General features: G+C 47.7%; 24 protein-coding genes and 2 tRNA genes. 11 read left to right on the plus strand and 15 right to left on the minus strand.

Going from position 1 to position 25320, the window contains the following annotated elements; all coding sequences use genetic code 11:
• The 3 genes from DES40_RS07855 to DES40_RS07865 form a co-directional block, all read right to left on the minus strand.
• Positions 1 to 92: GTP-binding protein (locus tag DES40_RS07855; RefSeq protein ID WP_147405872.1), on the minus strand; the 92-nt coding region annotated here is incomplete at its 3' end.
• A 131-nt stretch (positions 93 to 223) separates the two neighbouring features.
• Positions 224 to 297 (minus strand) — tRNA-Gly (locus tag DES40_RS07860).
• Between the two features lie 27 nt (positions 298 to 324).
• Positions 325 to 409 (minus strand) — tRNA-Tyr (locus DES40_RS07865).
• A 144-nt stretch (positions 410 to 553) separates the two neighbouring features.
• On the opposite strand from DES40_RS07865, the gene DES40_RS07870 reads away from it, so the two are divergent.
• The gene (locus DES40_RS07870; RefSeq protein ID WP_121100539.1) at positions 554 to 1507 is read left to right on the plus strand and encodes a TrmH family RNA methyltransferase; all 954 of its coding nucleotides are present in this window, start codon (positions 554 to 556) and stop codon (positions 1505 to 1507) included.
• 63 nt (positions 1508 to 1570) lie between these two features.
• Here the strand turns inward: DES40_RS07870 and DES40_RS07875 are convergent, their stop codons facing one another.
• Both DES40_RS07875 and rpmB read right to left on the minus strand, forming a co-directional pair.
• Positions 1571 to 2038, minus strand: coding sequence for a DUF805 domain-containing protein (locus DES40_RS07875; protein ID WP_121100541.1), 468 nt, complete (start codon positions 2036 to 2038; stop codon positions 1571 to 1573).
• Between the two features lie 130 nt (positions 2039 to 2168).
• On the minus strand, positions 2169 to 2465 hold the full coding sequence (rpmB, locus tag DES40_RS07880; RefSeq protein WP_121102857.1) for a 50S ribosomal protein L28: 297 nt from the start codon (positions 2463 to 2465) through the stop codon (positions 2169 to 2171).
• A gap of 264 nt (positions 2466 to 2729) precedes the next feature.
• On the opposite strand from rpmB, the gene DES40_RS07885 reads away from it, so the two are divergent.
• From DES40_RS07885 to DES40_RS07910, 6 genes are all read left to right on the plus strand, one after another.
• Positions 2730 to 3689, plus strand: coding sequence for a DUF3108 domain-containing protein (locus tag DES40_RS07885; RefSeq protein ID WP_121100543.1), 960 nt, complete (start codon positions 2730 to 2732; stop codon positions 3687 to 3689).
• Between the two features lie 68 nt (positions 3690 to 3757).
• Positions 3758 to 6748 (plus strand): helicase-related protein, encoded by a 2991-nt coding sequence (locus tag DES40_RS07890; RefSeq protein ID WP_121100545.1) that lies wholly within the window; start codon positions 3758 to 3760, stop codon positions 6746 to 6748.
• An 8-nt stretch (positions 6749 to 6756) separates the two neighbouring features.
• Positions 6757 to 7080 carry a S4 domain-containing protein gene (locus DES40_RS13440; RefSeq protein WP_121100547.1) on the plus strand — a complete coding sequence of 108 codons (324 nt, stop codon included), beginning with the start codon at positions 6757 to 6759 and terminating at the stop codon, positions 7078 to 7080.
• 72 nt (positions 7081 to 7152) lie between these two features.
• Complete coding sequence (gene fdxA, locus DES40_RS07900) at positions 7153 to 7497, plus strand: ferredoxin FdxA (RefSeq protein WP_121100549.1); 345 nt, start codon at positions 7153 to 7155, stop codon at positions 7495 to 7497.
• A 201-nt stretch (positions 7498 to 7698) separates the two neighbouring features.
• Positions 7699 to 8331, plus strand: a complete 633-nt coding sequence (locus DES40_RS07905; protein WP_121102859.1) for a CarD family transcriptional regulator — start codon at positions 7699 to 7701, stop codon at positions 8329 to 8331.
• Positions 8332 to 8546: 215 nt separating this feature from the next.
• A complete protein-coding gene (locus tag DES40_RS07910) occupies positions 8547 to 10226 on the plus strand; it encodes a S41 family peptidase (protein ID WP_121100551.1) in 1680 nt (559 codons plus the stop codon).
• A 61-nt stretch (positions 10227 to 10287) separates the two neighbouring features.
• Here DES40_RS07910 and DES40_RS07915 read toward each other — a convergent pair whose 3' ends face one another.
• From DES40_RS07915 to DES40_RS07955, 9 genes are all read right to left on the minus strand, one after another.
• Entirely contained in the window at positions 10288 to 11097 is an 810-nt protein-coding gene (locus DES40_RS07915) for a thermonuclease family protein (RefSeq protein WP_121100553.1), read from the minus strand.
• A gap of 101 nt (positions 11098 to 11198) precedes the next feature.
• Entirely contained in the window at positions 11199 to 11972 is a 774-nt protein-coding gene (locus DES40_RS07920; RefSeq protein WP_121100555.1) for a YceI family protein, read from the minus strand.
• Positions 11973 to 12030: 58 nt separating this feature from the next.
• Positions 12031 to 13383 (minus strand): protein adenylyltransferase SelO, encoded by a 1353-nt coding sequence (locus DES40_RS07925; RefSeq protein WP_325051280.1) that lies wholly within the window; start codon positions 13381 to 13383, stop codon positions 12031 to 12033.
• A complete protein-coding gene (locus DES40_RS07930) occupies positions 13353 to 14345 on the minus strand; it encodes an alpha/beta hydrolase (RefSeq protein WP_121100559.1) in 993 nt (330 codons plus the stop codon). Before DES40_RS07930 ends, DES40_RS07925 begins: the two co-directional genes overlap by 31 nt.
• Before the next feature lie 78 nt (positions 14346 to 14423).
• A complete protein-coding gene (locus DES40_RS07935) occupies positions 14424 to 14981 on the minus strand; it encodes a DUF924 family protein (RefSeq protein WP_121100561.1) in 558 nt (185 codons plus the stop codon).
• 34 nt (positions 14982 to 15015) lie between these two features.
• Positions 15016 to 16809, minus strand: coding sequence for a long-chain-acyl-CoA synthetase (locus tag DES40_RS07940; protein ID WP_121102861.1), 1794 nt, complete (start codon positions 16807 to 16809; stop codon positions 15016 to 15018).
• Positions 16810 to 17221: 412 nt separating this feature from the next.
• Positions 17222 to 18898, minus strand: coding sequence for a hypothetical protein (locus tag DES40_RS07945; RefSeq protein ID WP_121100563.1), 1677 nt, complete (start codon positions 18896 to 18898; stop codon positions 17222 to 17224).
• 111 nt (positions 18899 to 19009) lie between these two features.
• Positions 19010 to 19738 carry a hydroxyacylglutathione hydrolase gene (gene gloB / locus DES40_RS07950; protein WP_121100565.1) on the minus strand — a complete coding sequence of 243 codons (729 nt, stop codon included), beginning with the start codon at positions 19736 to 19738 and terminating at the stop codon, positions 19010 to 19012.
• Entirely contained in the window at positions 19731 to 20135 is a 405-nt protein-coding gene (locus DES40_RS07955) for a hypothetical protein (RefSeq protein ID WP_121100567.1), read from the minus strand. Before DES40_RS07955 ends, gloB begins: the two co-directional genes overlap by 8 nt.
• A 421-nt stretch (positions 20136 to 20556) precedes the next feature.
• On the opposite strand from DES40_RS07955, the gene greA reads away from it, so the two are divergent.
• Together greA and DES40_RS07965 are read left to right on the plus strand one after the other, a co-directional pair.
• Positions 20557 to 21030, plus strand: a complete 474-nt coding sequence (greA, locus tag DES40_RS07960; RefSeq protein WP_121102863.1) for a transcription elongation factor GreA — start codon at positions 20557 to 20559, stop codon at positions 21028 to 21030.
• Positions 21031 to 21032: 2 nt separating this feature from the next.
• Positions 21033 to 22034, plus strand: a complete 1002-nt coding sequence (locus DES40_RS07965; RefSeq protein ID WP_121100569.1) for a mitochondrial fission ELM1 family protein — start codon at positions 21033 to 21035, stop codon at positions 22032 to 22034.
• 39 nt (positions 22035 to 22073) lie between these two features.
• Here DES40_RS07965 and DES40_RS07970 read toward each other — a convergent pair whose 3' ends face one another.
• Complete coding sequence (locus tag DES40_RS07970) at positions 22074 to 23006, minus strand: ThuA domain-containing protein (RefSeq protein ID WP_121100571.1); 933 nt, start codon at positions 23004 to 23006, stop codon at positions 22074 to 22076.
• Between the two features lie 165 nt (positions 23007 to 23171).
• On the opposite strand from DES40_RS07970, the gene trxB reads away from it, so the two are divergent.
• Together trxB and DES40_RS07980 are read left to right on the plus strand one after the other, a co-directional pair.
• The gene (gene trxB, locus DES40_RS07975) at positions 23172 to 24140 is read left to right on the plus strand and encodes a thioredoxin-disulfide reductase (RefSeq protein ID WP_121100572.1); all 969 of its coding nucleotides are present in this window, start codon (positions 23172 to 23174) and stop codon (positions 24138 to 24140) included.
• Complete coding sequence (locus tag DES40_RS07980) at positions 24141 to 25061, plus strand: LysR family transcriptional regulator (RefSeq protein ID WP_121100574.1); 921 nt, start codon at positions 24141 to 24143, stop codon at positions 25059 to 25061.
• Positions 25062 to 25320: the final 259 nt, after the last annotated feature.

Below are 25320 nucleotides of genomic sequence, written 5' to 3' on the forward strand. Positions count from 1 at the left end.
GCGGCCGTTAGCGTCGTCTTACCATGGTCAACGTGACCAATCGTACCAATATTGGCATGAGGCTTATTACGCTCAAATTTCTCTTTTGCCATTTTACTTCTCACAAGCTGTGGGCACAGACCATTCATCTGCAACCCGGTTTAATGTCTGACCCCTAAGTGGGGCTGCCTCGCTCCGTTTCAAGAGCACCCCTCTTATATGAGACAAGCTCGGAGGGAGAATTTGGAGCGGGCGGCGAGAATCGAACTCGCGTCATCAGCTTGGAAGGCTGAGGTCTTACCACTACACAACGCCCGCGGTAAGTATTTTGTCTTCTGTTGAAGGTGGTGGAGGGGATTGGATTCGAACCAATGTACACATAGTGATCAGATTTACAGTCTGACGCCTTTAACCACTCGGCCACCCCTCCTACCGTATGACTTCATTCTGGCCGCAGAATAAAGTCGGAGTTTCGTTGCCTCCAACAAAAAACGCTCTGTCAGTTAGGCGGTAGCTGTGTTAGCCGCTTCATTCACAGAGACAGTGTTCAATAATTAGCGGACGTATAGAGACCATGACATCATCACGCAATAGCGGATTTCAAAGAAAATCAGGTCGAAAAGGCCGACATACAGGTGAATCTGCAGAGTCTGGCGCCGCAAGGCCCAAAAAGGCCTATGGTTCACGCCAACATGGGGCCACATCACGCCCAAAATCACCTAAATCACGCCATAAAGGCGACTCACCCTCTGCGGATAAACGTCCTCGCCGTGCGGGCGCCAGCCGAGAAGGCGGTGCAGGTTGGATTTGGGGAACCCATGCAGCGCTCGCAGCACTTTCTAACCCGCGCCGAACCATACATGAGGTCTTAATTACAGAAGGCGCTGCAGGCCGAATTCGCCTCCCTCAAGGTACACCGCCGCCAACAGTGGTGATTCCTTCTGTTTTGAATAAGCTCGTGGGCGCGGATACAGCCCACCAAGGGATCGCCGTCAAAGCCGCGCCGCTTGAATGGCCCAATTTGGAACTCCTCGCAGATTCGGATTTTGAAGAGACGAATGGTAATGGCCTTATTTTGGTGCTTGACCAAATAACTGACCCCCACAATGTAGGCGCTATGCTTCGTCTTTGTTCAGCCTTTGGCGTGACGGCCCTTGTGATGCAAACGCGAAAAGCACCGCCCTTATCTGGGGCCCTTGCGAAAGTCGCCGTAGGCTGCCTTGAAACAGTCCCTGTCTGCCTTGAAACCAATATCAGTAACACCTTGCAAAACTTACAGCGCATAGGCTGGATTGTGACAGGCCTTGCTGGCGAAACAGAACTCTCTCTTTCAAAAGCGCTATCAGGCGGCGGGCGGCACGTCATTGTTATGGGGGCAGAAGGCCCAGGGTTACGTGACCGCGTCAGAAAAAATTGTGATCAACTGGCTAAGATTCCAATGCTCAGCAGCAATGTTCCCGGACAAGCGGAGAGCCTGAATGTCGCAACAGCCGCCGGCATTGCGTTATATGAGGCTAGGCGCGACTAAGTCTATATGGATTTGATGTCCTATCGGCGGCATCAAATCACTCGAATCGTATAAAATGACCCGCTAGCCCCGTTTATATTTGGGGTTAGCCCCATAACGGTTTGCCCACCTGTCGCCGTCCTTTACCAAATTATAAAGTATCCAGACAAAATATGCCCAATAAAGCACGGCTAGCACCAATTCGGCGCCGCTCTTTGCCAAGCCACTAACAATAAAATCATCATAACCCGGGATGTACGATATATATGTCAAATAAAGCGGGAGCTGCGCCCAGCCCGTCAACCCGACATCATGAAGCCTGCGCGCCATCAAAGCCGCCATTGGGATTAATGTTACGACCTCAACCAATAAAATAAATGGTGTTAGCCCATCTTCTGCTGAAAGCCCCAAGACGGAATAATCCAGACTGATCGCAACAGCCGTCACCATTATATAAGCAAACTGTACCCACCAAAACTCTGATCGCCGTGAACGCGTTTGAAAATTCGCCCATTGATCAATGAAAGATCGCAATGCTGAGTACATATTCATAAAACAGGCCTAAGCCCTTTTGACGCAAAATCCAAATTTTTGCCTTAGCAACATTTTGCCTTAGCAACGGAATGACATAAAAAAACCCGCCTCAAAGGACGGGTCTTTTAAAGTCATATGGAAGAACAACTTAAGCCGCTTCAACTTCGGCTTGGCTCTTCAAAACAGCTTTTTTGATTTTCTTAGCCTTATCAGTGAGCTTGTGATTCTTTGTTCCAAGAAGGAAAGAATCAAGACCACCTTTGAAATCAACTGTACGAAGCGTTTTCGCTGCAATACGCAGCTTATACTTCTGACCTAATGTATCTGACATCAATGTCACATTACATAGGTTTACTTCAAAACGACGACGTGTGTGCACTTTAGAGTGAGACACGTTATTACCTGACATCGGGCCAGTATCTAATAAATCACAACGACGGGACATAATTGCACCTAAAAACATAAAAGGCCCGCGCAAAGTGGCTGCGGGCAGAATTGAAGGGCGAATTAGAGGCATGCGCCGCGAACGTCAACCCCTTATCCCCTTAGAAACTGCCAAACCTTAAGAGAATTCGCCAAAGACCCGCGCCAGACCCCAGAAACTGTGGCCATTTTGTCACGACCCAGAAAGTAATCCGTAAGACTGCGTTCAGTCTATAGCCACCTAAATTATGTCATGGCAGAAAACAAATAGCTTCACGGGAAAACAATGCCGCTTACAACCTTACAAAGCCTGACAAAAACAAAGGGGTTCAGACGTCTCGCCGCCCCTCTTGCCGCGATGATGACATTGACAGCATTGACATCATCAATACCCGCCTCGGCAACAGATATCCTGCTTTCAGAGCGTAACATCGCAAACCTCAATGCGCGAAACCTCACTGAAACCCAATATACACTGCCCTCCCCCGACCAAAGCGCCACCCAATTTGCTTTCGTATTAAAGGGTTATGTTTTTGGACTGCGTATGATTCGTGCGAACTATACAGGTTGGTATGACGAATCAGATTATGTGCTTTACGCAGATATAAAGACATCGGGTCTGGGGGCCTTGCTCAAGAAAATGGAAATATGGGCCGTTTCTCGCGGTCAACATGACCAAAAAGGCTTTCAACCCGATTTCCACATTCAGCAAAATTTAGATAAAAAAAGTCGGCGCGTCGAAATGAACTACGCCAACCCCGCAGGCCCTGTTGATGTCAATATTATCCCCAGCCTCGGCAGTCAGGGCATACCTCCGGCGAGCCCCGCGGAACGATTCTTAGCTGATGACACGCTTTCTGCGATACTCAATCTTATGATGCGTGGCCCTGCTCAAAAAAATGATTTTTGCCAAGGATCAATCAAAGTTTTTGATTCCAAACAACATTACGCGCTTCGATTAGAACCCAACGGGTCGAAACGGTTGAAATTTGACGGCGAAAAGTTCGAATCTTTGCGATGTGATATATATTATGTACCGATTTCAGGCTTTGACCCAGAAGACCTGCCAGAAGACGAGGAAGAGGCCACACCTGTTAAAGCCTATTTCCAATACAGGCCAGAGCTTGACCTCTATGTCCCTCTTCGGTTCACTTATAAAATTAGCGGTTTTACTGCGGTGGTAAAAGTTGACGAAATCAAGCTTATTGAATCGGGGAGCGACGTCATCCAGAAATTAGATGATTAACCCAGGGCGATTAAGCCTTATTATTGTCTTTGGCTTGTCTTGCTGATGTGAATCAGTGAAAAGACTTCATGCCCTCTCCGCTTAATCCCGCCACAGTAACCGCTGTCCTTGGCCCCACAAATACGGGCAAAACGCATTACGCCGTAGAGCGTATGCTGGCGCGGTCATCAGGCGTTATTGGCCTGCCTCTTCGCTTACTCGCCCGAGAAATTTACGACAGAATTGTGGCTCTGAAAGGCGCCGCGCAATGCGCCTTAATTACTGGCGAAGAAAAGATCTTGCCAAAGACCGCAAGATTCTTTGTGTGCACGGTCGAAGCCATGCCTGTGGATCGTAACTTTGCCTTTCTGGCCGTCGATGAAGTTCAAATGATGGCCAACCCTGAACGCGGACATATTTTTACCGATAGAGTTCTGCACGCACGCGGCATGGAAGAAACATTATTTCTTGGCGCTGAAACCGCGCGTTCCGTTTTAAAAACACTCATACCAAAAATACGCGTGGAACACCGCGAGCGTTTTTCGACCTTAGTATATGACGGCCCAAAAAAACTGACACGATTACCGAAACGCTCTGTCATTGTGGCCTTTTCAGCGTCTGAAGTTTACGCTCTCGCTGAACTGATTCGGCGATATCGAGGCGGCGCAGCGGTTGTTATGGGCGGGCTTTCCCCGCGTACCCGCAATGCACAGGCCGAAATGTTCCAAAATGGGGATGTCGACTTCCTGATTGCCACAGATGCGGTGGGCATGGGGCTCAATTTGGATACAGATCATGTCGCCTTCGCGGGCCTCTCAAAATATGATGGGCGCCGAAAACGATACCTCACGCCAATGGAAGCAGGACAAATCGCAGGCCGAGCAGGACGTTTTCGTAATGATGGAACATTCGGGACAACGGGAGACTGTCCCGCAATGGATGATGAATTTATAAAACGCATCGAAGATCATGATTTCGAACCTCTCGAATATGTCGAATGGCGAAATTCTGACTTAGATTTCTCATCTTTAAACGCTCTGACGGAAACCCTTCACGCCCCGCGCCCTACTTCGCGCCTACGGCGCATAAAAGGGGCAGAAGATGAAGCCGCCTTAGAACGGTTTATGGCCATTGATGAAATCGCATCTGGTATAAAAGTCCCGGCCCAAGTTCGGCAATTATGGGATATTTGCCAAATCCCCGACTTTCGCAATCTTACCATCGATACGCATTTTAAACTTTTACAAGATATATACGGTATCTTAGTCAAAGGGGGCGGCACGCTCTCCACTGACTTTATGATGGGGCGTATCAATCGATTGGACGATATCAGCGGCGGTGTACATCAACTTTCTTCTAGGCTTGCGCATATCCGAACTTGGACCTATTGCGCTTCAAAATCGAATTGGATGCCTAAATCTGAAAGATTAGGCGGAAAAACACTCGCCAACTACGCACGCGAGGTTGAAGACAGGCTATCAGATGCGCTACACGAAAGACTGATTGCGCGATTTGTTGATAAGCGTACGAGTAAGCTATTAAAAGGCATAGGAGCCGACGCCTATATGAGCGCAACTATAAAAGATAACGGAGAGGTCTATGTAGATGACCTCCTCATCGGTCAGTTAGAGGGTTTAACCTTCAAAGCAGATGCGAGTGGCTCAGGCCTAGAAGCCAAGGCTCTTGACGCCGCGGCCGCCAAAGCCGTCGCGCCTGAAATTGATAGGCGCCTAACGAGTCTGTGCGGCGGAACTCACGCCATCTTCACCTTGTCAGATAAAGGCGAAATTCTTTGGGGCGGTATGACCGTTGGACGGATCGCGCCAAGTGGCTCCATCTTTACGCCTGACGCCGAAGTACTCAGTAGTGATTTGGGCAGCCCAGCTCTTAAATCTTTGGCGTCCGATCGCATGCGGGAATTTTTGCGCGCCGAAGTGGCGACGCATCTTGCGCCTCTAAAGGCTTTGAAAGACTTTAAAGACAAAGAAGAAGCCCTGCCCGACGCAAAAGGATTTGCTTATATTCTTCTTGAAGGACATGGCTCCTTAGAACGCCGTGAACATTTAAAAACTATTCAGAATCTAGAACAAGATGCGCGGCGTCAATTACGTGAATTGGGTGTGCAGTTTGGTTTCTATAATGTCTATATGCCAGACATGCTTAAGCCAAAACCCGCGCGGCTCTTAAGCCTTCTCAATGCGTATGGCGCGGGCGGCGATAAAAACCCCTTTATACCATTTGCAGGCATGACATCCCTTGCCAATGACGGCGATATGAAAAGCGATAATTTCGGCAAAGATGCTCTAGCTTTGGCAGGGTATCGCGCTGTTGGCTCTCGTATCGTGCGACTTGATATCCTCAACCGCCTCAGCCTGATGATACGTCAAGCGCAGGAACAATTCTCAAAAATACCGGGAAGTGACACACGCGGACGCCCTTTCCAAATCATGCAAGAAATGCTCTCGCTGATTGGGGGAACCTATGAGGATATGCAAAATGTCCTCAACGCTCTGTCTTATAAATCAGAAATTCGTGAGGATTTACCCGCGCCTGCCAATGCGGCAGAAACGGCGACAGCAGAAACCTCGACAGAAGACTCTCTTACGAAGGGCACCCCTGAGGAAAAACCAAAGACGGAAGAAACATCAGCAACAGACGCCGCCGAAATTACATCAGCCGAAGGCGCTGGGGCCGAAAACCAAACGGCGTCAACGCCCGCAACGCCGCCTGCTAAGTCTTTTGTTTCAAAAAAGTCCAAGAAAGCCTCTGACCTGACATTATATAATAATCGGGTTCAAAATGAGGATGGAACGACAACCGAAGTCATCAACAAAGAAGTCTGGTTAATCCCAGCCAGAGGACAAAAGGGCTTTAACCCCAAGTCTCAAGGCGGACGGCGCAACACCTCTCGCGATAAATTCAAAGGTCGTAACAACAACCAAAGACACGCCGCAAAAACAGGTGCAAATCGTTCTTTGTCTCAGGGCAAAGGTAAAGCCTCGATTAAAAACTCACCTTTTGCTGCCTTGGCCGCATTACAAATAGATAGCGGCGACAAAAAGAAAGATGATAAATCTTGAGCAGAAGCGTGCGAGCGAAAGATACTTCCTCTCACGCCTCTGAAAGTGATGCCTGCCGTCTAGATATATGGCTGTATCGAACTCGGCTTTTAAAAACGCGCGCCCTTGCGGGGCATCTCATATCAAAGGGCAAAATTCGTTTGCGCAGAAACGGGCAAATGGAACGTATAAAAAAGCCTCACGCCCTTATTCGCCCAGGCGATCAAGTCACGTTTATGCGCGGTACGGAATTGATTAATGCCGAAATGATTGCCTCAGGCACAAGGCGCGGGCCTGCATCTGAGGCTCAAACGCTCTATTTAAGGCTAGATGACACAGAATCAGCGTCATAATGTGAGCTTATATTGACAATTCGCTCTCTAATCGGCAGAGGCTAGCCGAAATTTATATTCGGAGATCTCTGCGTGACTTATATCGTCAAAGACGAATGTGTGAAATGCAAATTCATGGACTGTGTTGAAGTCTGTCCTGTTGATTGTTTTTACGAAGGTGAAAACATGCTCGTCATCCACCCTGATGAGTGTATTGATTGCGGTGTGTGTGAGCCTGAATGCCCTGTTGATGCGATCGTTCCTGACACCGAAGATGACCCAGATGGGAAATGGCTGGCTATTAACTCAAAATATGCTGAAATCTGGCCTGTTATCACAGTTAAAAAAGAGCCCCCCGCTGACCGCGAGGACTTCGAATCAGAAACAGGTAAATTTGAAAAATATTTTTCTGAAAAGCCTGGCACAGGCGACGAATAGCTCGAAGTTTCAGGGATTCTCTCTCTCACGACAGAAATGTGACGGGTGAGTCGCTTTTTCTGTTTTTTTATGATATAGACATGTTTCGAAAGCGGTGCCGCTCTCTTTGAGAGGCACCGTTTCTTTATAAATTATACAGCTTACCCGCGGTGGACATACCCACTGGACAAGCAAGTTATGACGAAAAAGGCTGTTCGCTTTATGGCAACTGATAAAAAAACAACGACCTCTAAAAAGAAAGCTTCCGCTAAAAAAACTTCCAAACGTGCCTTCCGACCCGGTCAGCACATTGTTTACCCCGCCCATGGCGTTGGTGAAGTCATTGGCATTGAGCAACAAGTCATCGCTGGTTTTGACATCGAAGTTTATGTCGTTCTCTTTGAACAAGATAAAATGACCCTTCGCGTTCCTACGGATAAAGCCGAAAATTCTGGGATGCGCGCTTTATCAAACGAACTTATTTTGAAAGACTCATTCACAACCCTCAAAGGTCGCGCCCGTATTAAACGCACTATGTGGTCTCGTCGCGCCCAAGAATATGAAGCCAAAATCAACTCTGGTGATTTGATTTTAGTTTCAGAAGTTGTTCGTGATTTACATCGTACAGATGCCCAACCTGAACAAAGCTATTCTGAACGTCAGCTCTATGAAGCGGCCATAGACAGAATGGTACGCGAAGTCGCGGCCATTAAGAAATGTTCCCGTGATGTGGCGCTGGGCGAAGTTTTAGAAACTCTTACGGTTGCCCGTAATCGTCAGGCCGCTAAAGCCGCTAAAGATGCCGAGAAAGCGGCCTCTGAAAGTGATGACGGCGAAGATACAGCCGCCGCGTAAATAGATTTCATTGTTTTGAAAAGGCCCTCAATTGAAGGGCCTTTTTTTTGGCCTCAAAATTTTTGGACTCAATATGGTTCTTTTTTGATAATAAATGCACAATCAATCATAGGGTGTACCCTCTGGCAAAGTTTTTGCAGTGTTATCTGAGAACCCACCTTGCCTCTTCGTAATCTGAAGACGATATTATAATTATAGTAAATGAGCGTTAACTTATGAGACCATCACCCCTGACCTTGTCCACACGAAGCCTTTTAGTAAGCGTGGCCGCCTTTACGTTAACCGCTTGTGGTGGAGGTTCTTCTAGCAGCCCAAGTCAAACACTTCCGCCGCCGCCGACGCCCCCCGTCAGCTCGGCACCGACTTGGACAAAAGGTGTTTTCGAAGACCAGATGCAGTTCAAAAACCGCTGTGAAGTGGTACGCACGGGGACGGATTCCGAAGGGAATAGCTTTCCGGACGTCGCGGGCTCAACACTACAAGAAAACCATTGGCTTCGGTCTTGGTCGAATGAGACTTACCTGTGGAACCGAGAAATCGAAGATCAAAACCCTGCTAACTTTACGAGTCCTGTCGGGTATTTTGCAGAACTGAAAACCTTTGCCACAACGGCCTCTGGTGAGAGCAAAGACGACTTCCATTTCAGCCAACCTACGGCAGACTTTTTAGACAGCCGTAATAATACGGCCAGTTCTGGCTATGGCGTTCGGTTTCGGGCTTTCCAATCCTCTCCGCCCAACCGTGACTTTCGCGTTCTTTACACAGAAAGTAATTCACCTGCCTCAGAAGTCGTCAATGGCAAAGTTCAATTTGCCCGCGGTGCCAGAATATTAGAGGTAGACGGAGCTGACCTGCTTAATGGCAATGATATTGACACTCTCAATGCTGGATTATTTCCGGCCACGGCGGGTGAAACACATACCTTCCGTATCCAAGACCCGGATGGTTCCGCCCCGCGCACAATTACGATTATTTCTGAAGACATAGCCGCAGAACCCGTGAACCGTACGAAGGTCATAACCACACCTACGGGTAAGGTTGGATATATGTTATTCAACACCTTTAGTCCTTATGCCTCTGAAAAGTCTCTGGCGGATGGAATAACGGCCCTTAGCAATCAAGGCGTGAATGATTTCGTATTGGATTTGCGCTATAACGGCGGAGGGCTTTTGGCCGTCGCCGCTCAGCTAGGTTATATGGTCGCCGGCGATGCCAGAACAGCGGGTAAAACCTTTGAGCTTCTTCAATATAATGAAGACGCGAATGGTACTGACCCAACAAGCAGCAGCAATGAGCAAGTACAGCCTTACCCATTTTATGATCAAGGCTTGGGCTTTTCACTGCCGCAGGGCCGCGACCTTGACACCCTCAACTTGCCAAGAGTCTTTGTACTTTCAACTGGCAGTACCTGTTCAGCCAGTGAAGCCGTTATTAACGGTTTACGGGGCATAGACGTTGAGGTCATCTTAATCGGCGATATTACTTGCGGTAAACCTTATGGATTTTTACCGACAAGTAATTGCGGCGAGACCTATTACACAATTCAATTTCGGGGTGTGAACGAGAAGAATTTTGGTGACTTTTCCGATGGATTTGTCCCCAATGATAATAGTTTTGGGTTTGGCGTTCGCTTAAATGGGTGTTCAGTCTCGGATGATCTGAGCACCGAACTCGGTGATGAAAATGAAGCACTTTTAAAAACGGCTTTATATTATCGCGATAATAATAGCTGTCCTACTCAGGCCGTGACGAAGGCGTCTTCGAAATATTTACCACCGCCTTCTATACACAATGATTACACGGATGCGTTTTCAATCTTCGTCCCTGAAGACAGGCCAGAAAATAGCCTTCCAAGACAAATTAAAGATGTCTCAATGCCAGGTGACAGTCGCTAACGACATCAGAGATGCTTAAGAGTCATTGTAAACCCCTCTTCGGAGGGGTTTACTTTTAGATTTAACTCAGAGCTGAGTTTAATTGCTCAATGGCCTGAGGGTGATCTAGCCAAATGACGGGGCCATTATAGAGCTCCACCCAACCTCTAACGCGAAGTCTTAGCCCTTCCATATTTGCCAAATCAAACCCGGCCTTTTCAAAGGTCTTTTTATGTTTTCGGGCAATAGAGACTGTAAAATCAGTCTTATAATTTGAGCCAAAATTCAGATATGTCTGTCCACGGATTTGGGCACTGGAAATAACCAAGCCCTCGACAATTTGAAAGCTATCAACATCCTGCGCTAATATATTCGGAGCAGGTGAGCGAATAGAATAGTCTGCACTTTGCCATAACCCTCTTTGCGCGTCTCTGGCTTGGGCTTCCAATTTCAAGAGTTCATCTATCCGCCAAGCTGTCCCAGCATAAGAGCGTACCCGCGCATAGCCCATTCGTACCATTTCTGCCTGCACCCATTGGTCTGGCGTGCCGTCAGGGCGTAACGTGAAAAGCTGTGCTAACGCACGGTCATATCGGTCTCGCTTGGCGCCTTGATAAAACAAACCAAGGGGGCGCGAATTTAAGAGTGTTAATATCGCATTTTTGGCTTCTGCAGAGAAGTCTGTCTTTAATTCGGGCGCAAAAATATTGGCCAAGCGAACACGTAATCCAGACTTTAAAACGATGCTATGTCCGTTGATGACGCGGGCCAACCGCCCATAGTCTTCGGGTTCAATGTCATCAGCAACACTCAGTTGAGGCAGCGAGGCATAAGCGATACCGCATATTACGACGCCGCGCCGCGTCAGAGCTATGTTGCGTTTCTCTCTCACACCGCCTTATGAAAGCAAAAATGAAAAGAGTCGAATCGCGCATCGCCGAAAATGATAGAGGAAAAGCGGGGCGGATAAGTTAGGCCGCCCCATGAACGGCGTTAATCGGCCTTTTTAAATTCCACCTCGACTGTGATTTCAACATCATCGCCAACATGCGGCACATATTTACCGACATTAAAATCAGAGCGTTTCAAGCTGGCGGTTGCGGAAATCCCAAACATATCGACTTGGCTACGAGAGTCTTTCCCGACCTTGTTCACACGCCCTGAAAAGACAACAGGCTTGGTGACGCCTTTAATGGTCATATCTCCAGTGACAGAGCCAGAGCCCATAAGCACATGGTTTATCTCCGTGCTTTCAAATGTAATTTCTGGAAAAGCTTCGGCTTCGAAGAAATCAGCGCTTTTTAAATGATCATCAAAAGCCGCGACCCCACTATCGATGGACTCAACGGGAATAGTCACTGTCAAAGCTGAGTTCTCTGGGTTGTCATTGTCGAAAATCACTGTCGCATTTGTTTCGCCCCATCTTAAAATTGGTTTTGAATAACCTTGGTGAGAATAGCTAAACGCTACATAGGCATGGCCTTGGTCAGACGTATATGTTCCTGAAGGCAGGGCTTCTAAATCGGCTCCTGGCTTGTCGATTTTCGACGCAATATCTGTTGTGACTTCTGAGGCTTTGGTTTTCGCTGCGGTAACAGCATCTTTTGTTGCTTCGCTCGCAGAAGTCGCCGTCTCTTGTACCTGATCAGCAAAGGCTTCGGCTTGTTGCTCGGCTTGGGAACACCCTATTAAAACCGTAAGGGCCGTACCCGTTACAGCCAGTTTCGATAAACTACTTATTTGACGATTAATATTTCCAAGTTTCATAAATTCACTCCTTTAGTTTTATACGTGACTCAGAGCGTATCGTTCCGAAACATCACATTCATATTGAAGACCTGTCATAGCTATTTAATTTTCCTTCAAAAGCCGTCCAATCATCGTGTTCTGCAATAGGTTCCCATAAAGCCCCTATGTCTTCATAAATAAGGCTCGCTGGCACCTCAGCCATCGGCTTAGCCTTACAAATATCATATGCTGAATAGGCCTGTTTCCAATCCGAAAAAGCGGCCCCGTAAAGACCATCATCTTCGGGCGCGCCGCCGCACCAATCATGCCAAAATTGCGGCCAGCTTACTTGGCTTTCTTCCAGAATTTGAAACGTCGAAAGAACGAACTCTGTATCTGTTTTTAACGCTTTGGGCACAAGGCCGAGGCGCGCAAAGACATGATTACGAAGTGATGTTTGATAGGCCGAAGAATACCGTTCAAGCGATTTCAACAAATCCTGATCATCCACGATTAAAGATAAGCTCTGTGCCAATTGTGCTAAATTCCAATACATAATTTCAGGCTGGCGAGAGAAGCGGTATAAGCCGTTATGATCAAAATATGCCGCAGTCATATGTGGCTTCATTGTTGGCAAAAACCGATACGGCCCATAATCAAAACTTTCGCCCGTTATGTTCATATTGTCCGTGTTCATTACGCCGTGAACAAATCCCGCAGCCATCCATCCTGCAACCATATCGGCACTTGTTTCGCAGACCTGTTCTAAGAGGTCGGCTCCGTTTTTGGCCTCTGGATAAAAATGGCGGATACAATAATGGATGAGGCTCTCTAACCCGTCTACATCTTCTAAAAAAGCCAGACGTTGAAACGTTCCAAACCGTATATGGCTATGATTACAGCGCACCATTACGGCCGAGCGCGTCGGTGACGGTTCATCTCCGCGTATAAGCGCCTCTCCTGTTTCTATGAGGCTAAGCGTACGCGAGGTATTCATCCCTAAATGTTCAAGATAGCGCGTGGCTAAAACTTCTCTCACCCCGCCTAACAGGGTCAAGCGTCCATCACCCCGCCGTGAATATGGCGTTTGTCCAGACCCTTTCGTCCCCAAATCTAACAAACGCCCCTTTGCGTCCAAGAGCTGGGCAAATAAAAACCCACGCCCATCCCCTAATTCTGGATTATATTGTCGAAATTGATGGCCATGATATCGCATAGCCAATGGCTGTGATAAGCTATTCGGCAAGGGCGAGAATCGTCCAAAGTGCTTTACCCAATCACTGTCCGATATCGGCAACCCTAGAGCTGCGGCCAAAGATTTATCAGCATATCGAATTTGGGTTTTCGGGAAATCAGCCGCGCTCACAGGGTCATAAAACCCTTCACCCAATTCATAAATCGCCGTGGAAGGTTGGTAGGTTATACAGAAGCCTTTTTGTCTGAAGTTGATGCCACGTCAGAGGTAGAGCCATAGGTGCCCGCTGGGATATATTTGCGTACGAATTCAGCAACATCAAGCGGGATGGTTCGCCCTTTTGGAAAGGCTCGAGAGAAATTTAAAAAGCCATGTGGCATAGCTTTCTCGTGGTGGTAATGTACCTGAACGCCTTGTCGACGAAGATTATCCGCATAGAGCTTTCCTTCATCACGCAGCGGATCCAACCCACATGTCAAAACATAAGCGGGCGGAAGATTTTTCAAATCGGTTTCGAATAAAGGGGATAAGCGGGTTTCTTTAGGGTCGGCTCCGGCCACATAATGCTCATCGATAAATTTCAAGGCCATAAAACCAAGTTGTAGCCAGTCTTGCGGCCCAGGTTTTGGAGGTTTGAAATTCACCAATTGCATAAGCGGGTACAGCAAGATTTGTAATTGTAAGTCCTTGCGATATTTTTGCGCCAAATAAGCGCTCATATTACCGCCTGCGCTATCACCGCCAATTGAGAGTTGTTTTGGATCTATGCCGTAAGCATCCGCGCCCTTACCCTCTAAGGCCCATTTTAAAACGTGCTCACAATCCATCGGGCCCGCTGGGTAAGGGTGTTCAGGTGCCAAACGGTAATCTACAGATAACACACGTATATTCGCGCCATTGGCAATCCGCAGTGCGATGCCTTCATGACTTTCAATCGAGCATGTAACAAACCCGCCGCCATGTAAGTAAATCAATGTAGGCCCAGCTTCTGCGCTTGCGCCGAATGGAATATATAGCCGCACAGGGACATCGCAATCATCGCAAGCCTCGCTCGGGACATTAAAATCAAGCGTATCCCGCATTTTCGGGCCGGGATGATCAAACTGATTGGTTAAGCGACGTAAATTATTGTGAATCGCATATATACGGTCAGGATCGAATTTTAATCGATCCAATTTTTCTCGCAAATTTTCAGCAAACTCTCTGGGCGTAATCATAGCCTCTCTATACCGTTAAGGCGAATAAGCGCATAGCACGAAGTGCAATAAAGCTACAATTTTGCCAGTTCGACAGTATTAGGGCGCATATCCACCATTCGCTAAAAACGCGTTTTCTTCAGGCGTAGATTCTCGCCCTAATGCCGCATTGCGGTGAGGAAAACGGCCGAACTCTCGAATAAGCTTTCGATGCGCCTTTGCGTGAAATAAGGTATTCGCGTCATCAAGGCGCGCATCGCAAAGCCTGACGCATTGATCTTGCATCCCAATATCTTCGCTATGCATGAACGGCATATAGATAAAAGCGCGCCGCGCTTGGGGAACTTTCAAATCCCATGTTTTATCAACGCAGCGCTGCGCGACACCCAGCGCCAAGTCATCCCAAACAAAGGCGCCCCGCGTGCCGCGATACATATTTCGAGGAAATTGATCGAGGAGAATAACTAAGGCTAGGGCTGAATCAGGCGAGCCTTCCCATTGATGCGTTGCGTGTTTCATCAGTGCCGAGGCCTCGGTCATAGCGGCTGATTCGAAACGACGGCGGATTAATCCATCAAACGCATCAGTCGCTTTAAACCAGAGTTTAGAGTCTATCTCTTCGAACCAAAACTTTAGAACAGACGATGGATTATTCATGATCGTGGATTATTCATGGCGACACATTGACGAATTAAAGCCGTATGTCACCATTATTAATTTTTTCAAATGTCTCCGCATCAATCGGCTTAAACATGCCACTGGCCGTATCAGCATAATATAGTGGCTCGGATACATTAGCAGGATCAAACCCCGCTTTGACCAAATTCGTTTTTTTGAACTTAAATGTAGAGGTCGTATCTGATTCATTTGAAAGACGCAGGAAGACGGGACGCGCATAAAATGGCAATTGAGCGTTAATAATGTCCCATAACTTCTCTAGATCAATTTCGACTTCGCTAACCAGAGATGCCATACCCGCCCGTCCATCATAACCAGGCACTTCAACACCATAGACATTGGCTTGGGTTATACCTTCATACTTCGACAAAACAGCCGCGACTTCGCCTGTTGCCACGTTCTCGGCTTTCCAGCGATAAGTATCGCCAACGCGGTCCATGAAATAATAATACCCCAGCTTATCCCGCTTCATCAGGTCGCCTGTACGGAACCAAGCATCATCCTTTTTGAAAACATTATGTAAGATTTTCTTTTGCGTTGCGGATTTATTCTCATATCCATCAAAACGGAAGCGCGCATCATCAGACCGTATCTCGCCGATAACTTCGCCCACTTCATCAACATCAGCTCTGACGCAGAAACCATCAGACCCGCGCGGGTTTTCTTCTGTGTCCACATCAAATCGGATGATGTCGATATTAAACTTAAACTTCAGATAGTCAGGAACGCGCCCTACCGCGCCAATCGGCCCGTCGACATTAATCAGGCTCACATTGCCTTCTGTCGCGCCGTAAAATTCAATGACATGCGGAATATTAAAGCGTTTTACAAAACCTTCCCATACCTCTGGGCGCAATCCATTACCGATAGCCCATTTGATTTTATGTTCACGCTCCAACGGGTGAGCAGGAGTCGATAATAAAAACCGGCATAGTTCTCCGACATACGTAAATTGCGTCGCACCGTGACGGACTGCTTCGTCCCAAAATTTTGTAGCTGAGAATTTTGATTGAACGATAACAGCGCCGCCATTTGTCAAAGCGCAGCCTACCCCCACCAAGCCGCCCGTGGCATGATAAAGCGGGAGAACCATCATCATACGGTCTGTCGGCCCTGATTTTGCGCCCGATCCAAGCCCGCGCATATAATTCTGAGCCCGCACATGTGTGACCTTGGCCGCCTTTGGCAAGCCTGTCGTACCAGAGGTAAACATTTTCATTGCCATACCGCCCGCTGTCAAACCTTCGCGTAAGGCTTTTTCAGGGCGATGCGGAACGATCTCACTCACGGCGTGATCGAAACTCTCATAGCCGCTTAATTCACCGAAAGCGGCCCACACTTTTAATTCAACTTTCAGCTCTTTCTTGGCCGTTTCCCATTGGTCGACCATTTCGTGATCCATAATCAAATGGGCCGCTTCAGAAATATTGACGCAATGCGCAAGAGCAGAGCCTGAGAGTTGAAAGTTAAGCAAAGCTGGCGTGACACCTAATTTAGATAAACCAAACCAGAGCGCAACATACTCCAGCCGGTTCCTTACAAAAACAGCAACCGTGTCTCCTGCTTTCAAACTTAGTTTTTGCCCCCAACCGGCTACTTTATTGGCATATGTTTCGAACTCATCATATGTCCATTGACGGTCGTCCTCTATAAAGGCGATATTAGAGCCAAACGCATCCACGCGGCGCTCAAGTTCATCGGCAATTAAGTGATTACTCTCTGCATCCACATCTTTAACAGATTTCAGCATTCGCAATAAGCCACCTATATATTTGGCTTCACGTTTTACTGTCTTGAGAATCCCCATGGTTTTTCCGATCAATGTCATATTTACGGGCCATTAAGCCCTGTTTTTTGCGGACAATAAAGCCCTGTGGTAATGGGTCAAGCAAACGGCATTATTCAACACAGCATAGCTTGTGTTCAAAGAGCTATGGCAAATTTAGCTTAAGGTTTGAACAAAGAAAAACCCGGTTGCTTATGCGGGCAACCGGGTTGAATTTCTAACCTAATGAGCAATAGGCTTCAGTGGGAGCTGAAACCCATCGTGAGAATGTCAGAGTTATGCGGCTCCGATATTCCCTTTTATAATTGCAAAGCCCATGCCAAGTTTTTTAGGCGAAAATAATTCAAATTAACGCCCAAAAAGAGAGGGTTTGAACAAAACGGGACAATAGCTGTGCCGTTTTGAAACAAAATCTTACGCTTCTTCAAAAATCTTAGGGATAGCGTCCAGAATCGAGCAAACAACTGCCATCAGGCTGTTTCGTTGACCCAGACGGGCATGGTGCCTGAATAGTGTCAGAGTGAACAGGTTCTCGGTAAACGGGGCGCGAATAATCAGCCCCTGTTACTCGACGTCCTGCTGAAACGGAAAACCAGGAATGAACGGCTTGCTGAAATCCCTCAATATAGTTTGGCGGAATAAAGATAGGATATTCTTGTCCGTTTTGATCGAGCGCCAGAACAGTTAGGCCATCGAAACGCGCGGCATCCAAACGTTCATTTGGTATGAAAATGCTCAGCATTTCTTCCCGAGCGCAATCAACATCAACGCTACGCACAACATCGCGGCTATAGCTTGTGCTCGCAGGGAAGAAATTTAACACGCTGCGGTTTGATATACGGCTGCGGCTTTGCACTGAGTCAGGGCGAGATTTAGGTAGAGACCGCGCCTTAGGCTGCGGACGCGCTTTGGTCTCAGAACGCTGTTTGGGCGCGGAGCGCACTTTTGGCGTCGACCTTACATTTGGCGTTGAACGTGATTTCGGCCCAGAATTAGAGGTCGATGCTTGTCGCCTTGGATGTTTACGATCCGAAACGCCTATATCTCTGTGAACCCGTGTCACCTTAGGCTCTTGGACCCGAGTCGGAGCAACCGTGCGTGTGCGATTATTACGATTTTCTACATTCCGATTTCGGTTTGTATTTCGATTACGACTAGAGCGATCTGTATCATTTCGGCGCGTCCGCGTTTGCGTCCGATTCGTCCGTGTACGAGTGGATGCATTATCACGGCGTTCCGTCTGACGCGCGTCATCGCGGCGATTATCTCTATTTCGTTCATTACTAGCCCGCGGGTTCGTGCGTGTCGTGCCCCGCATATTGCCCCGTCTATCGGTGCGTATCACAGGCGATGGCGTGGTAGTGCGGTTGCGATCGCGCGCGTCTCTGCCCTCTCGATTGTCACGGCGACGATTATCAGAGCGGTCATTACGATTCGAGTCTCTGCGATCATCACGTGTCGCGCGTCCACGATGTGAACCATACCCATAATCGCGGCGAGGAGATGTTCGGCCCCAGCCTGTGTATCGCCCTGCATGGCGATTGCGATAATAAGGCCTATCAAAACGCCCATAGCCTCTATGTCCTGAATAGTGACGATACGGTCTATGGAAACCAAAACTCAAAAATATAGGAGCCGTATAGTAAGTGTGATCATAAACGACATCACGCACATTAGTAGAACACTCTAAAACGCGGTTATCCCGCAAGACAGCCGGCGCAATAGAGCCTGAAAGAAAGGCGATATCGTTAAACCCTCTAATATCATACGGGTCGTTACTGGTTGAATTATAGAAAAAGTTGACGTCTAAAATTGCGCCGTCCTGAAGCGAAACCCCATCAATCGATGTCAGCGGCCCATCAATGGCGCGCAAATTGACCGAGCCAGCCAGAGTACGGTCTTCTTCGAAGGGATCGAAAGTAGGGGCAATAAGCTCTTCCGCCCCAGTGCGTCTATTGACTTCAAGCGTAACGTCACTGGCAATTTCAGAGGGGCTGAGGTTGGGGAGTGAGCTATTCGACTCTTGCGCCAAAGTCCCCGTTCCAAATGCTGTTGAAAAAAGAAGGGCGGAACTAAACAGTCCTGCGCGTATATAAGATAGGTTTTTCATAAACTCTGTCTAGCATAACAGAGTTAGGCCTAGGCTGAAAGTTATGTTCACATTTGGTTCATGAATAGCCTTTGATTCTTTTATGTTTTTTTATTTAACACAGTAAGAAATCTAAAAATTATCCTTGGCTGCGCGTATTTGACCTAAAATTTCAGGGGTCTCAGCCCGCATAAATGGGTTGGTTTCCAATTCTTTCGAAATTGTGGTTGGAATGGTTGGGACAGCCTTAGTGCGTTTCGTTTTCGCATCGCCAAGCGCGGCTCTAAGCGCGGGGTTTTCAGATTCCACTGTTATAGCAAACTCCCCATTAGAAACCGTGTATTCATGGGCACAATAGACTTTGGTTTCTGGTGGCAAGCTCGCCAATTTTTTTAGGCTTTCAAACATTTGAAGGGGCGTTCCCTCAAACAAACGCCCGCACCCCATAGCAAATAACGTATCCCCCACAAAGATAGCCTCTGCATCGGGTACATAATATACGATATGGTCTTTTGTGTGCCCCGGCGTATGCCAGACTTTAACGTCATGATGGCCAAATTGGAAAATATCCGCCTCACCAACACCAATATCCAATCCCGGAATACGGCCCTCAATCATGTTCGGCCCTGTAATATTGACGCCATACTTTTCTTTTAAGGCTAAGTTTCCACCCGTATGGTCCCAATGATGGTGTGTGTTCCAAATATCTGTCAGACCCCAGTTGCGCGCCTCACATTGTCTCGTGATTTCATCTGCATCAGGCGTATCTATCGCCGCAGTCTTCCCAGACTGTGGGTCATGTATCAGCAATCCATAATTATCTGACAAGCAAGGAAAGAGAGCAATTTCGAGTTTAGACATTTGAGCCGCCCTGAATATCCGCTTCTTTAAACTTTGCGATAACACCCATTAATATGACGCAAATAAAGGGCCATACCATAAGGAACATGCTAAGTCCCAAATTGGCCATGCCGTCATTTTTCTCAATCTGATATCCCCAACCTGAAATCGCATATGACATCCACACTAGGCCTGTCAAAAAGGCTGTGACCCACAGCGCGAGCGTTACAGAACGACGAGGCCGCATCACCGCACCGATAACGAGGAAGGGGAAAGCCGCAAAGACTGCATTTCCTATCAAGATGGCAGGGGCTTGCAAAACCTTATCGCTTTGCCCTGACCCGCCAAAGATTATCACATCACATAAAAAGGGCAGTAAAAACACAAATAGGGTGGGTAAGATGGCTTGCTTATTCATGCCTGCCTTATGCTTAACTCTGCGCCTAATAACAAGCCGCAGCTGTTTTTCGCCGACACTATTCGGAATTGACTTCTGCCCCTCGCCGCGCCAAATTAAACCCCAGCTTAAACTTATTATTTCGTCTCCTTTCGAATGGGGTTTGGGCTTGGGCGACAGGGTGGCACCCCTGTCGCCATTTTATCCGGAAAATGGCGCCCCTCCTCTTTTTACTCTATTGCCTTCTATTTTATCGCCTATGTAATCTTGGATAAATCTGATGGTTTTGCGGCTAAAGTGACTTGAATTTTATGACCCTGCCCCCATATCCATCGCTACAAATTATAACCAAAGCCATCAGCATGACAGATTATGCTTGACGCTTTGAGGCTAAACCTTATGGGTCTTGCCTGAACTTTTTTTTGCGAACGGAATGATGATTATGCAAAAATATCCGATGACTGTAGTCGGCCATGCTGCCCTCGAAGCTGAGTTAAAACACTTAAAAACGACGGAACGCCCCGAAATCATTCAAGCGATTTCTGTTGCTCGGGAACATGGCGACTTGTCTGAAAATGCCGAATACCATGCGGCCAAAGAAAAACAGGGCTTTATTGAAGGCCGCATTCAAGAGCTTGAGTCAAAACTCTCTTTGGCACAAGTTATCGACCCGTCTACGATGTCGGGCGACACTGTGCGCTTTGGCGCGACAGTGAAAATTGTCAATGAAGACACAGACGAGGAAAGTGTTTACCAAATCGTTGGTGAAGACGAAGCCAGCATTAAAAATGGCAAAGTTTCTATCACATCGCCCATTGCACGCGCTATGATTTCCAAAGAAGTCGGCGATGTTTTTGAAGTCATCGCGCCCGGCGGCTCAAAAGGCTATGAAATCTTGGAAGTTAGCTTCGGGTAAATATGGCCGATGCAAATGCGGCCTTGTTTGATGACCCCCTTGATTGCTGGGTTATCAGCGATGGTCGGCGGGGCATAGAAAATCAAGCATGGGGACTGGCCGAAGCGCTTTCAGATTTTCGGCCCGTTGAAATTGATAAACATGTCTTAAGGTCGGGGCGTGCCTTCAGCGCCCTTACGCCTCAAATACAATTTGGACTCCAATCTTCGCCCAAAGATTACGGTCTCCCTCAGACTGCACCTGACATAGCCATTGGCTGCGGACGCCAAGCCATAGCCCCTTTGCTCGCATTAAAAAAATCAGATCCAAAATGTTTTACGGTTTATGTGCAAGATCCAAAGATTGCGCCCCATCGATTTGATCTTGTCATCGCCCCTGAACATGATGATTTATCGGGGTCTAATGTAGAAACAATGATTGGCGCGCCTAACCGCGTCACACGTGATCGCATTATCAAAGACACACTGGCTTTTGAAAGCCGCCTCGAAACCCTCCCTATGCCGCGGGCCGCATTTCTGATAGGGGGGCCATCCAAGACGTTTCAATTTTCCAGAGCCGATCACGATAACCACCTCGCCGCCGCCCGTGATTTGGCTAATCAAGGATACAGCCTATTAATCACCCCATCGCGCCGCACGCCTGAATGGGCCATTTCAGATTATAAACAGCTCGCCCAGAGCTTGCCGCATATTTGGCTCCATCAAGATGGCGACGATAATCCCTATTTCGCCTTTCTTGGCGGCGCGGAAATCATCTTAGTCACGGCTGAAAGCACGAATATGCTGACCGAAAGCTGTAGCACCGGTAAGCCCGTATTTATGCTGCCCTTATCCGGCCATGCAGGGAAATTTGAACACTTACACAAGGCGCTAGAATCGCGCTGTAATCTTAGACCTTATAGCGGCAACCCCATTGCGCCTGATTATAGACCGCTTAATGAAACAAAACGAATGGCCGAAAGACTCTGGGCGCATTACGACAAACGCAATGCATCAATTAATTAGGATAGATAATCAGGTCATTAAATGAGACTGAACAGATATTTAATTAGGACAAAAACGTCCTTCTAAATCCACGTCTCTGCGAACCCAAGCCATTGCATTTCTTAGCAAGGTTTGATGTGCTTCGTCATCATAAGCACCGGCCGCATGCCCCAAAGCGGAATAGACCATACGGCCTGTCCCAGTTCTTTGGCCTAAGCATTTTGCCCAGACTATAGGGTGATCGGACGGGTTGGGGCCCATTCTGAGATCAGATATATCCCCATAAACTGTATTTATGGGCGAATAGCTACTCTCATCCAGCCCTGCCAAGACTGTCACTTTGCCCTTCACAGGGCCATCAAAACTATACCATTCATCGATATGTTCAAACCCCTCAGCAAGGCCTTCCATAACAGGATGCTCTGGCGCCAAAGTGACAATGCGGGCTTTTTGCAATTGCGGCGCCATCGGATGAGACGTAAATTTTGTTCCAATGATGTCTTGCAGCCACGGCCATTTTTCCGCAGCGCTCCAATCACCGCTACCATGCAGTAGAATAAGCCCGCCGCCATTGGCCACAAATAATTCTATCGCTTTATGATGCTTGGGCTGCAACACCTCGGCGCCTGTGACAGAGTTTAAAATTATAACAGAGAATTTTTCGAGAGTGTCGGCCGCAAAAATGTCTGGCAATTCTGTTGTGAATAGCCCTGTTCCCATTGAATCGGATTCTTTCGCCCAAAAAGCCAAAGACCCAGAGATCCCTGAATCATGACGCCAATCTTGCGTACCCGAAAAGACTAAAACAGAATTTTCGGGCAGATATTGAAAGCTTCTTGGGCGCTTAAAGGCTGTTTCAGTTTCTATCATGAGGGCGGCTTCAATGGGCTCTTCTATATTGTGCTGTTCTGTGTATTCCTCCTGAATAGAAGGTTGGCACGCGGCCAATAATAACGCGCCGAACAAAGCTACAAAATGGAATAGATTTCTCATAAATCAGACTTTGCAAAAGCCCTCATAAATTGCAAGTCCTAGCACAATACGCGTCTGCCCCGCTTTATCCCCGCTATAATTAAGCACCGAGTTGCGAATCCTAGACCTTATCCCTATTTACAAATGAAAGGGTTTAGCCCCATAGAGTTTCTAAGGTAAAATGACATGAGCGATACGGTTCACCATAAAGTTTTGATTATTGGGTCTGGCCCAGCGGGTTATACGGCAGCCGTCTATGCCGCTCGCGCTATGCTTGAACCTGGAATTGTTGCAGGCCTTCAACCCGGCGGACAATTGACGATTACGACAGACGTTGAAAACTATCCTGGATTCCCAGAAATAATGGGCCCAGAATTAATGGACAAATTCAAAGAGCATGCTTTGAAATTTGGCACCGCTTTTCATGAAGACACCATCATTGATGTCGACTTCACAAAACGCCCTTTCACAATGAAAGGAGATAGCGGGACAGTTTACACAGCTGATGCCGTTATTATTGCCACAGGCGCGCAAGCCAAATGGCTAGGCCTACCTTCCGAAGACAAGTTCCAAGGCTTTGGCGTTTCGGCATGTGCGACATGTGACGGGTTCTTTTATCGTGGCAAAGAAGTCGTCGTTGTTGGCGGCGGCAATACAGCCGTAGAAGAAGCGTTATTCCTTACAAATTTTGCTTCCAAGGTCACATTAGTGCATCGCCGCGACACACTTCGCGCCGAAAAAATCCTTCAAGAGCGACTTTTCAACAATGAAAAAGTTGAAATCCTTTGGGATACGGCCTTAGAAGAAATTCTTGGCGATGAAGACCCACTTGGCGTGACTGGTGTACAATTGAAAAACACCAAAACGGGTGAACTTTTCAAGCGTGATACGCATGGTGTGTTCATTGCAATTGGTCATAAACCTTCGACAGCGGTTTTCGAAGGCCATGTTCAGATGAATGAAGGCGGATATATCACAACAGCCCCGGACAGCACAGCGACAAACATTCCAGGTGTCTTTGCGACTGGCGACGTCTCAGACGAAACGTATCGCCAAGCCGTCACCGCCGCAGGTTTGGGCTGTATGGGCGCCTTAGAAGCCGAGCGTTTCTTAGCAGAGCATCAAATCGCTTCTGTGCAAGAAGCCGCCGAATAGATGCCAGACACCCTCGATTGGGATAAGGTTAAAACCTTCCACGCAGCGGCAGAGCAAGGGTCCTTGACCGCTGCCGCTGATATTTTACGGATTTCCCAATCGGCTGTGTCACGACAGATTACCGCCCTCGAGCAAGAGCTAGATACGTCGCTTTTCCATCGTCATGCGCGCGGCCTGACCCTGACTGAGCAAGGACACATCCTTTATAAAGCGGCACAAGATATGGCGCATAAGGTCGCTTTAGCGCGATCTTCCTTATTAGATAGTCGTGAAAAGCCACAAGGCCTGCTGAGAGTCTCCTCTCCGATATCGCTCGGGTCTAATTGGCTTACCTCTGTCCTGCCTGACTTTATGCGCACTTATCCAGATATTGATGTGCAGCTAATACTAGAGGACGAAGAACACGACCTCTCGGCATTTGATGTTGACTGCGCCTTACGCCCTTGGCCCACAACTGAAGGCGACGTCATTGAACGTAAACTCGGACAAATCACACAAAGCATTTATGCCAGTCATGGCTATTTAGCGGAATATGGCGCCCCCCTATCTGCCGAAGATTTGGACAATCACCGAATTGTCGCTTTTGGTGAACTGATTCCTAAAAATCTCAGAAGCTCTAATTGGCTGTTAGGCGCGGGCACAGCTACGCCACGGAAACCTATTTTAAGCGTGAATAATCTGCACGGCATAATGCGCGCTGCAGAAGCTGGAATCGGCCTTGCAGGTCTGCCAGATTACATGACTGTTCTCTCTCGCCGGCTCGTGAAAGTCCTGCCTTCCGTATCTGGGGAGCCTTTTGACTTGTATTTCGTGTATCCGACTCAGTTACGCGGTTCAGTGCGCGCCAAAGTCTTTCGTGAGTTCTTGCAAACGGCGACTCGAAACTGGGCTAATCGGTCAAATTCCAACAGGCCCAACTAAAAAACACGCGAAAATGCACCGAAAACCCGAGCTATGCTTTTTTGCATAAGTCCTTTGCGGCCCTGTCGGTTCCCCTTTTGAAGAAAATCCTTAGATACAGTCAACGAAACACGGCGGCGTCCTCCCCTTTTGCCGCTATGTTTTTACCGCATACAGTTCTCCCCGATTTGTATAGCGAAGACTTCAAACCAGGTTGCAGATTTCTGCAAACCTGGTTTTTTTTTGGGCTTTGTTAACCTTAATCCTTCAAAGAGAGGCT

Origin of the sequence: Litorimonas taeanensis (assembly GCF_003634015.1) — a bacterium.
Lineage (GTDB): Bacteria > Pseudomonadota > Alphaproteobacteria > Caulobacterales > Maricaulaceae > Litorimonas > Litorimonas taeanensis.

Excerpts from the sequence above, each read along its gene's own strand:
- DES40_RS07910 (WP_121100551.1), top strand. The coding sequence starts at position 8,547 with ATGAGACCATCACCCCTGACCTTGTCCACACGAAGCCTTTTAGTAAGC.
- DES40_RS07890 (WP_121100545.1), top strand. The coding sequence starts at position 3,758 with ATGCCCTCTCCGCTTAATCCCGCCACAGTAACCGCTGTCCTTGGCCCC.
- DES40_RS07905 (WP_121102859.1), top strand. The coding sequence starts at position 7,699 with ATGGCAACTGATAAAAAAACAACGACCTCTAAAAAGAAAGCTTCCGCT.
- DES40_RS07980 (WP_121100574.1), top strand. The coding sequence starts at position 24,141 with ATGCCAGACACCCTCGATTGGGATAAGGTTAAAACCTTCCACGCAGCG.
- DES40_RS07965 (WP_121100569.1), top strand. The coding sequence starts at position 21,033 with ATGGCCGATGCAAATGCGGCCTTGTTTGATGACCCCCTTGATTGCTGG.
- greA (WP_121102863.1), top strand. The coding sequence starts at position 20,557 with ATGCAAAAATATCCGATGACTGTAGTCGGCCATGCTGCCCTCGAAGCT.
- DES40_RS07875 (WP_121100541.1), bottom strand. The coding sequence starts at position 2,038 with ATGAATATGTACTCAGCATTGCGATCTTTCATTGATCAATGGGCGAAT.
- DES40_RS07870 (WP_121100539.1), top strand. The coding sequence starts at position 554 with ATGACATCATCACGCAATAGCGGATTTCAAAGAAAATCAGGTCGAAAA.
- DES40_RS07970 (WP_121100571.1), bottom strand. The coding sequence starts at position 23,006 with ATGAGAAATCTATTCCATTTTGTAGCTTTGTTCGGCGCGTTATTATTG.
- DES40_RS07940 (WP_121102861.1), bottom strand. The coding sequence starts at position 16,809 with ATGGGGATTCTCAAGACAGTAAAACGTGAAGCCAAATATATAGGTGGC.
- rpmB (WP_121102857.1), bottom strand. The coding sequence starts at position 2,465 with ATGTCCCGTCGTTGTGATTTATTAGATACTGGCCCGATGTCAGGTAAT.
- DES40_RS07935 (WP_121100561.1), bottom strand. The coding sequence starts at position 14,981 with ATGAATAATCCATCGTCTGTTCTAAAGTTTTGGTTCGAAGAGATAGAC.
- DES40_RS07885 (WP_121100543.1), top strand. The coding sequence starts at position 2,730 with ATGCCGCTTACAACCTTACAAAGCCTGACAAAAACAAAGGGGTTCAGA.
- DES40_RS07930 (WP_121100559.1), bottom strand. The coding sequence starts at position 14,345 with ATGATTACGCCCAGAGAGTTTGCTGAAAATTTGCGAGAAAAATTGGAT.
- gloB (WP_121100565.1), bottom strand. The coding sequence starts at position 19,738 with ATGTCTAAACTCGAAATTGCTCTCTTTCCTTGCTTGTCAGATAATTAT.
- DES40_RS07945 (WP_121100563.1), bottom strand. The coding sequence starts at position 18,898 with ATGAAAAACCTATCTTATATACGCGCAGGACTGTTTAGTTCCGCCCTT.
- trxB (WP_121100572.1), top strand. The coding sequence starts at position 23,172 with ATGAGCGATACGGTTCACCATAAAGTTTTGATTATTGGGTCTGGCCCA.
- DES40_RS07920 (WP_121100555.1), bottom strand. The coding sequence starts at position 11,972 with ATGAAACTTGGAAATATTAATCGTCAAATAAGTAGTTTATCGAAACTG.
- DES40_RS07955 (WP_121100567.1), bottom strand. The coding sequence starts at position 20,135 with ATGAATAAGCAAGCCATCTTACCCACCCTATTTGTGTTTTTACTGCCC.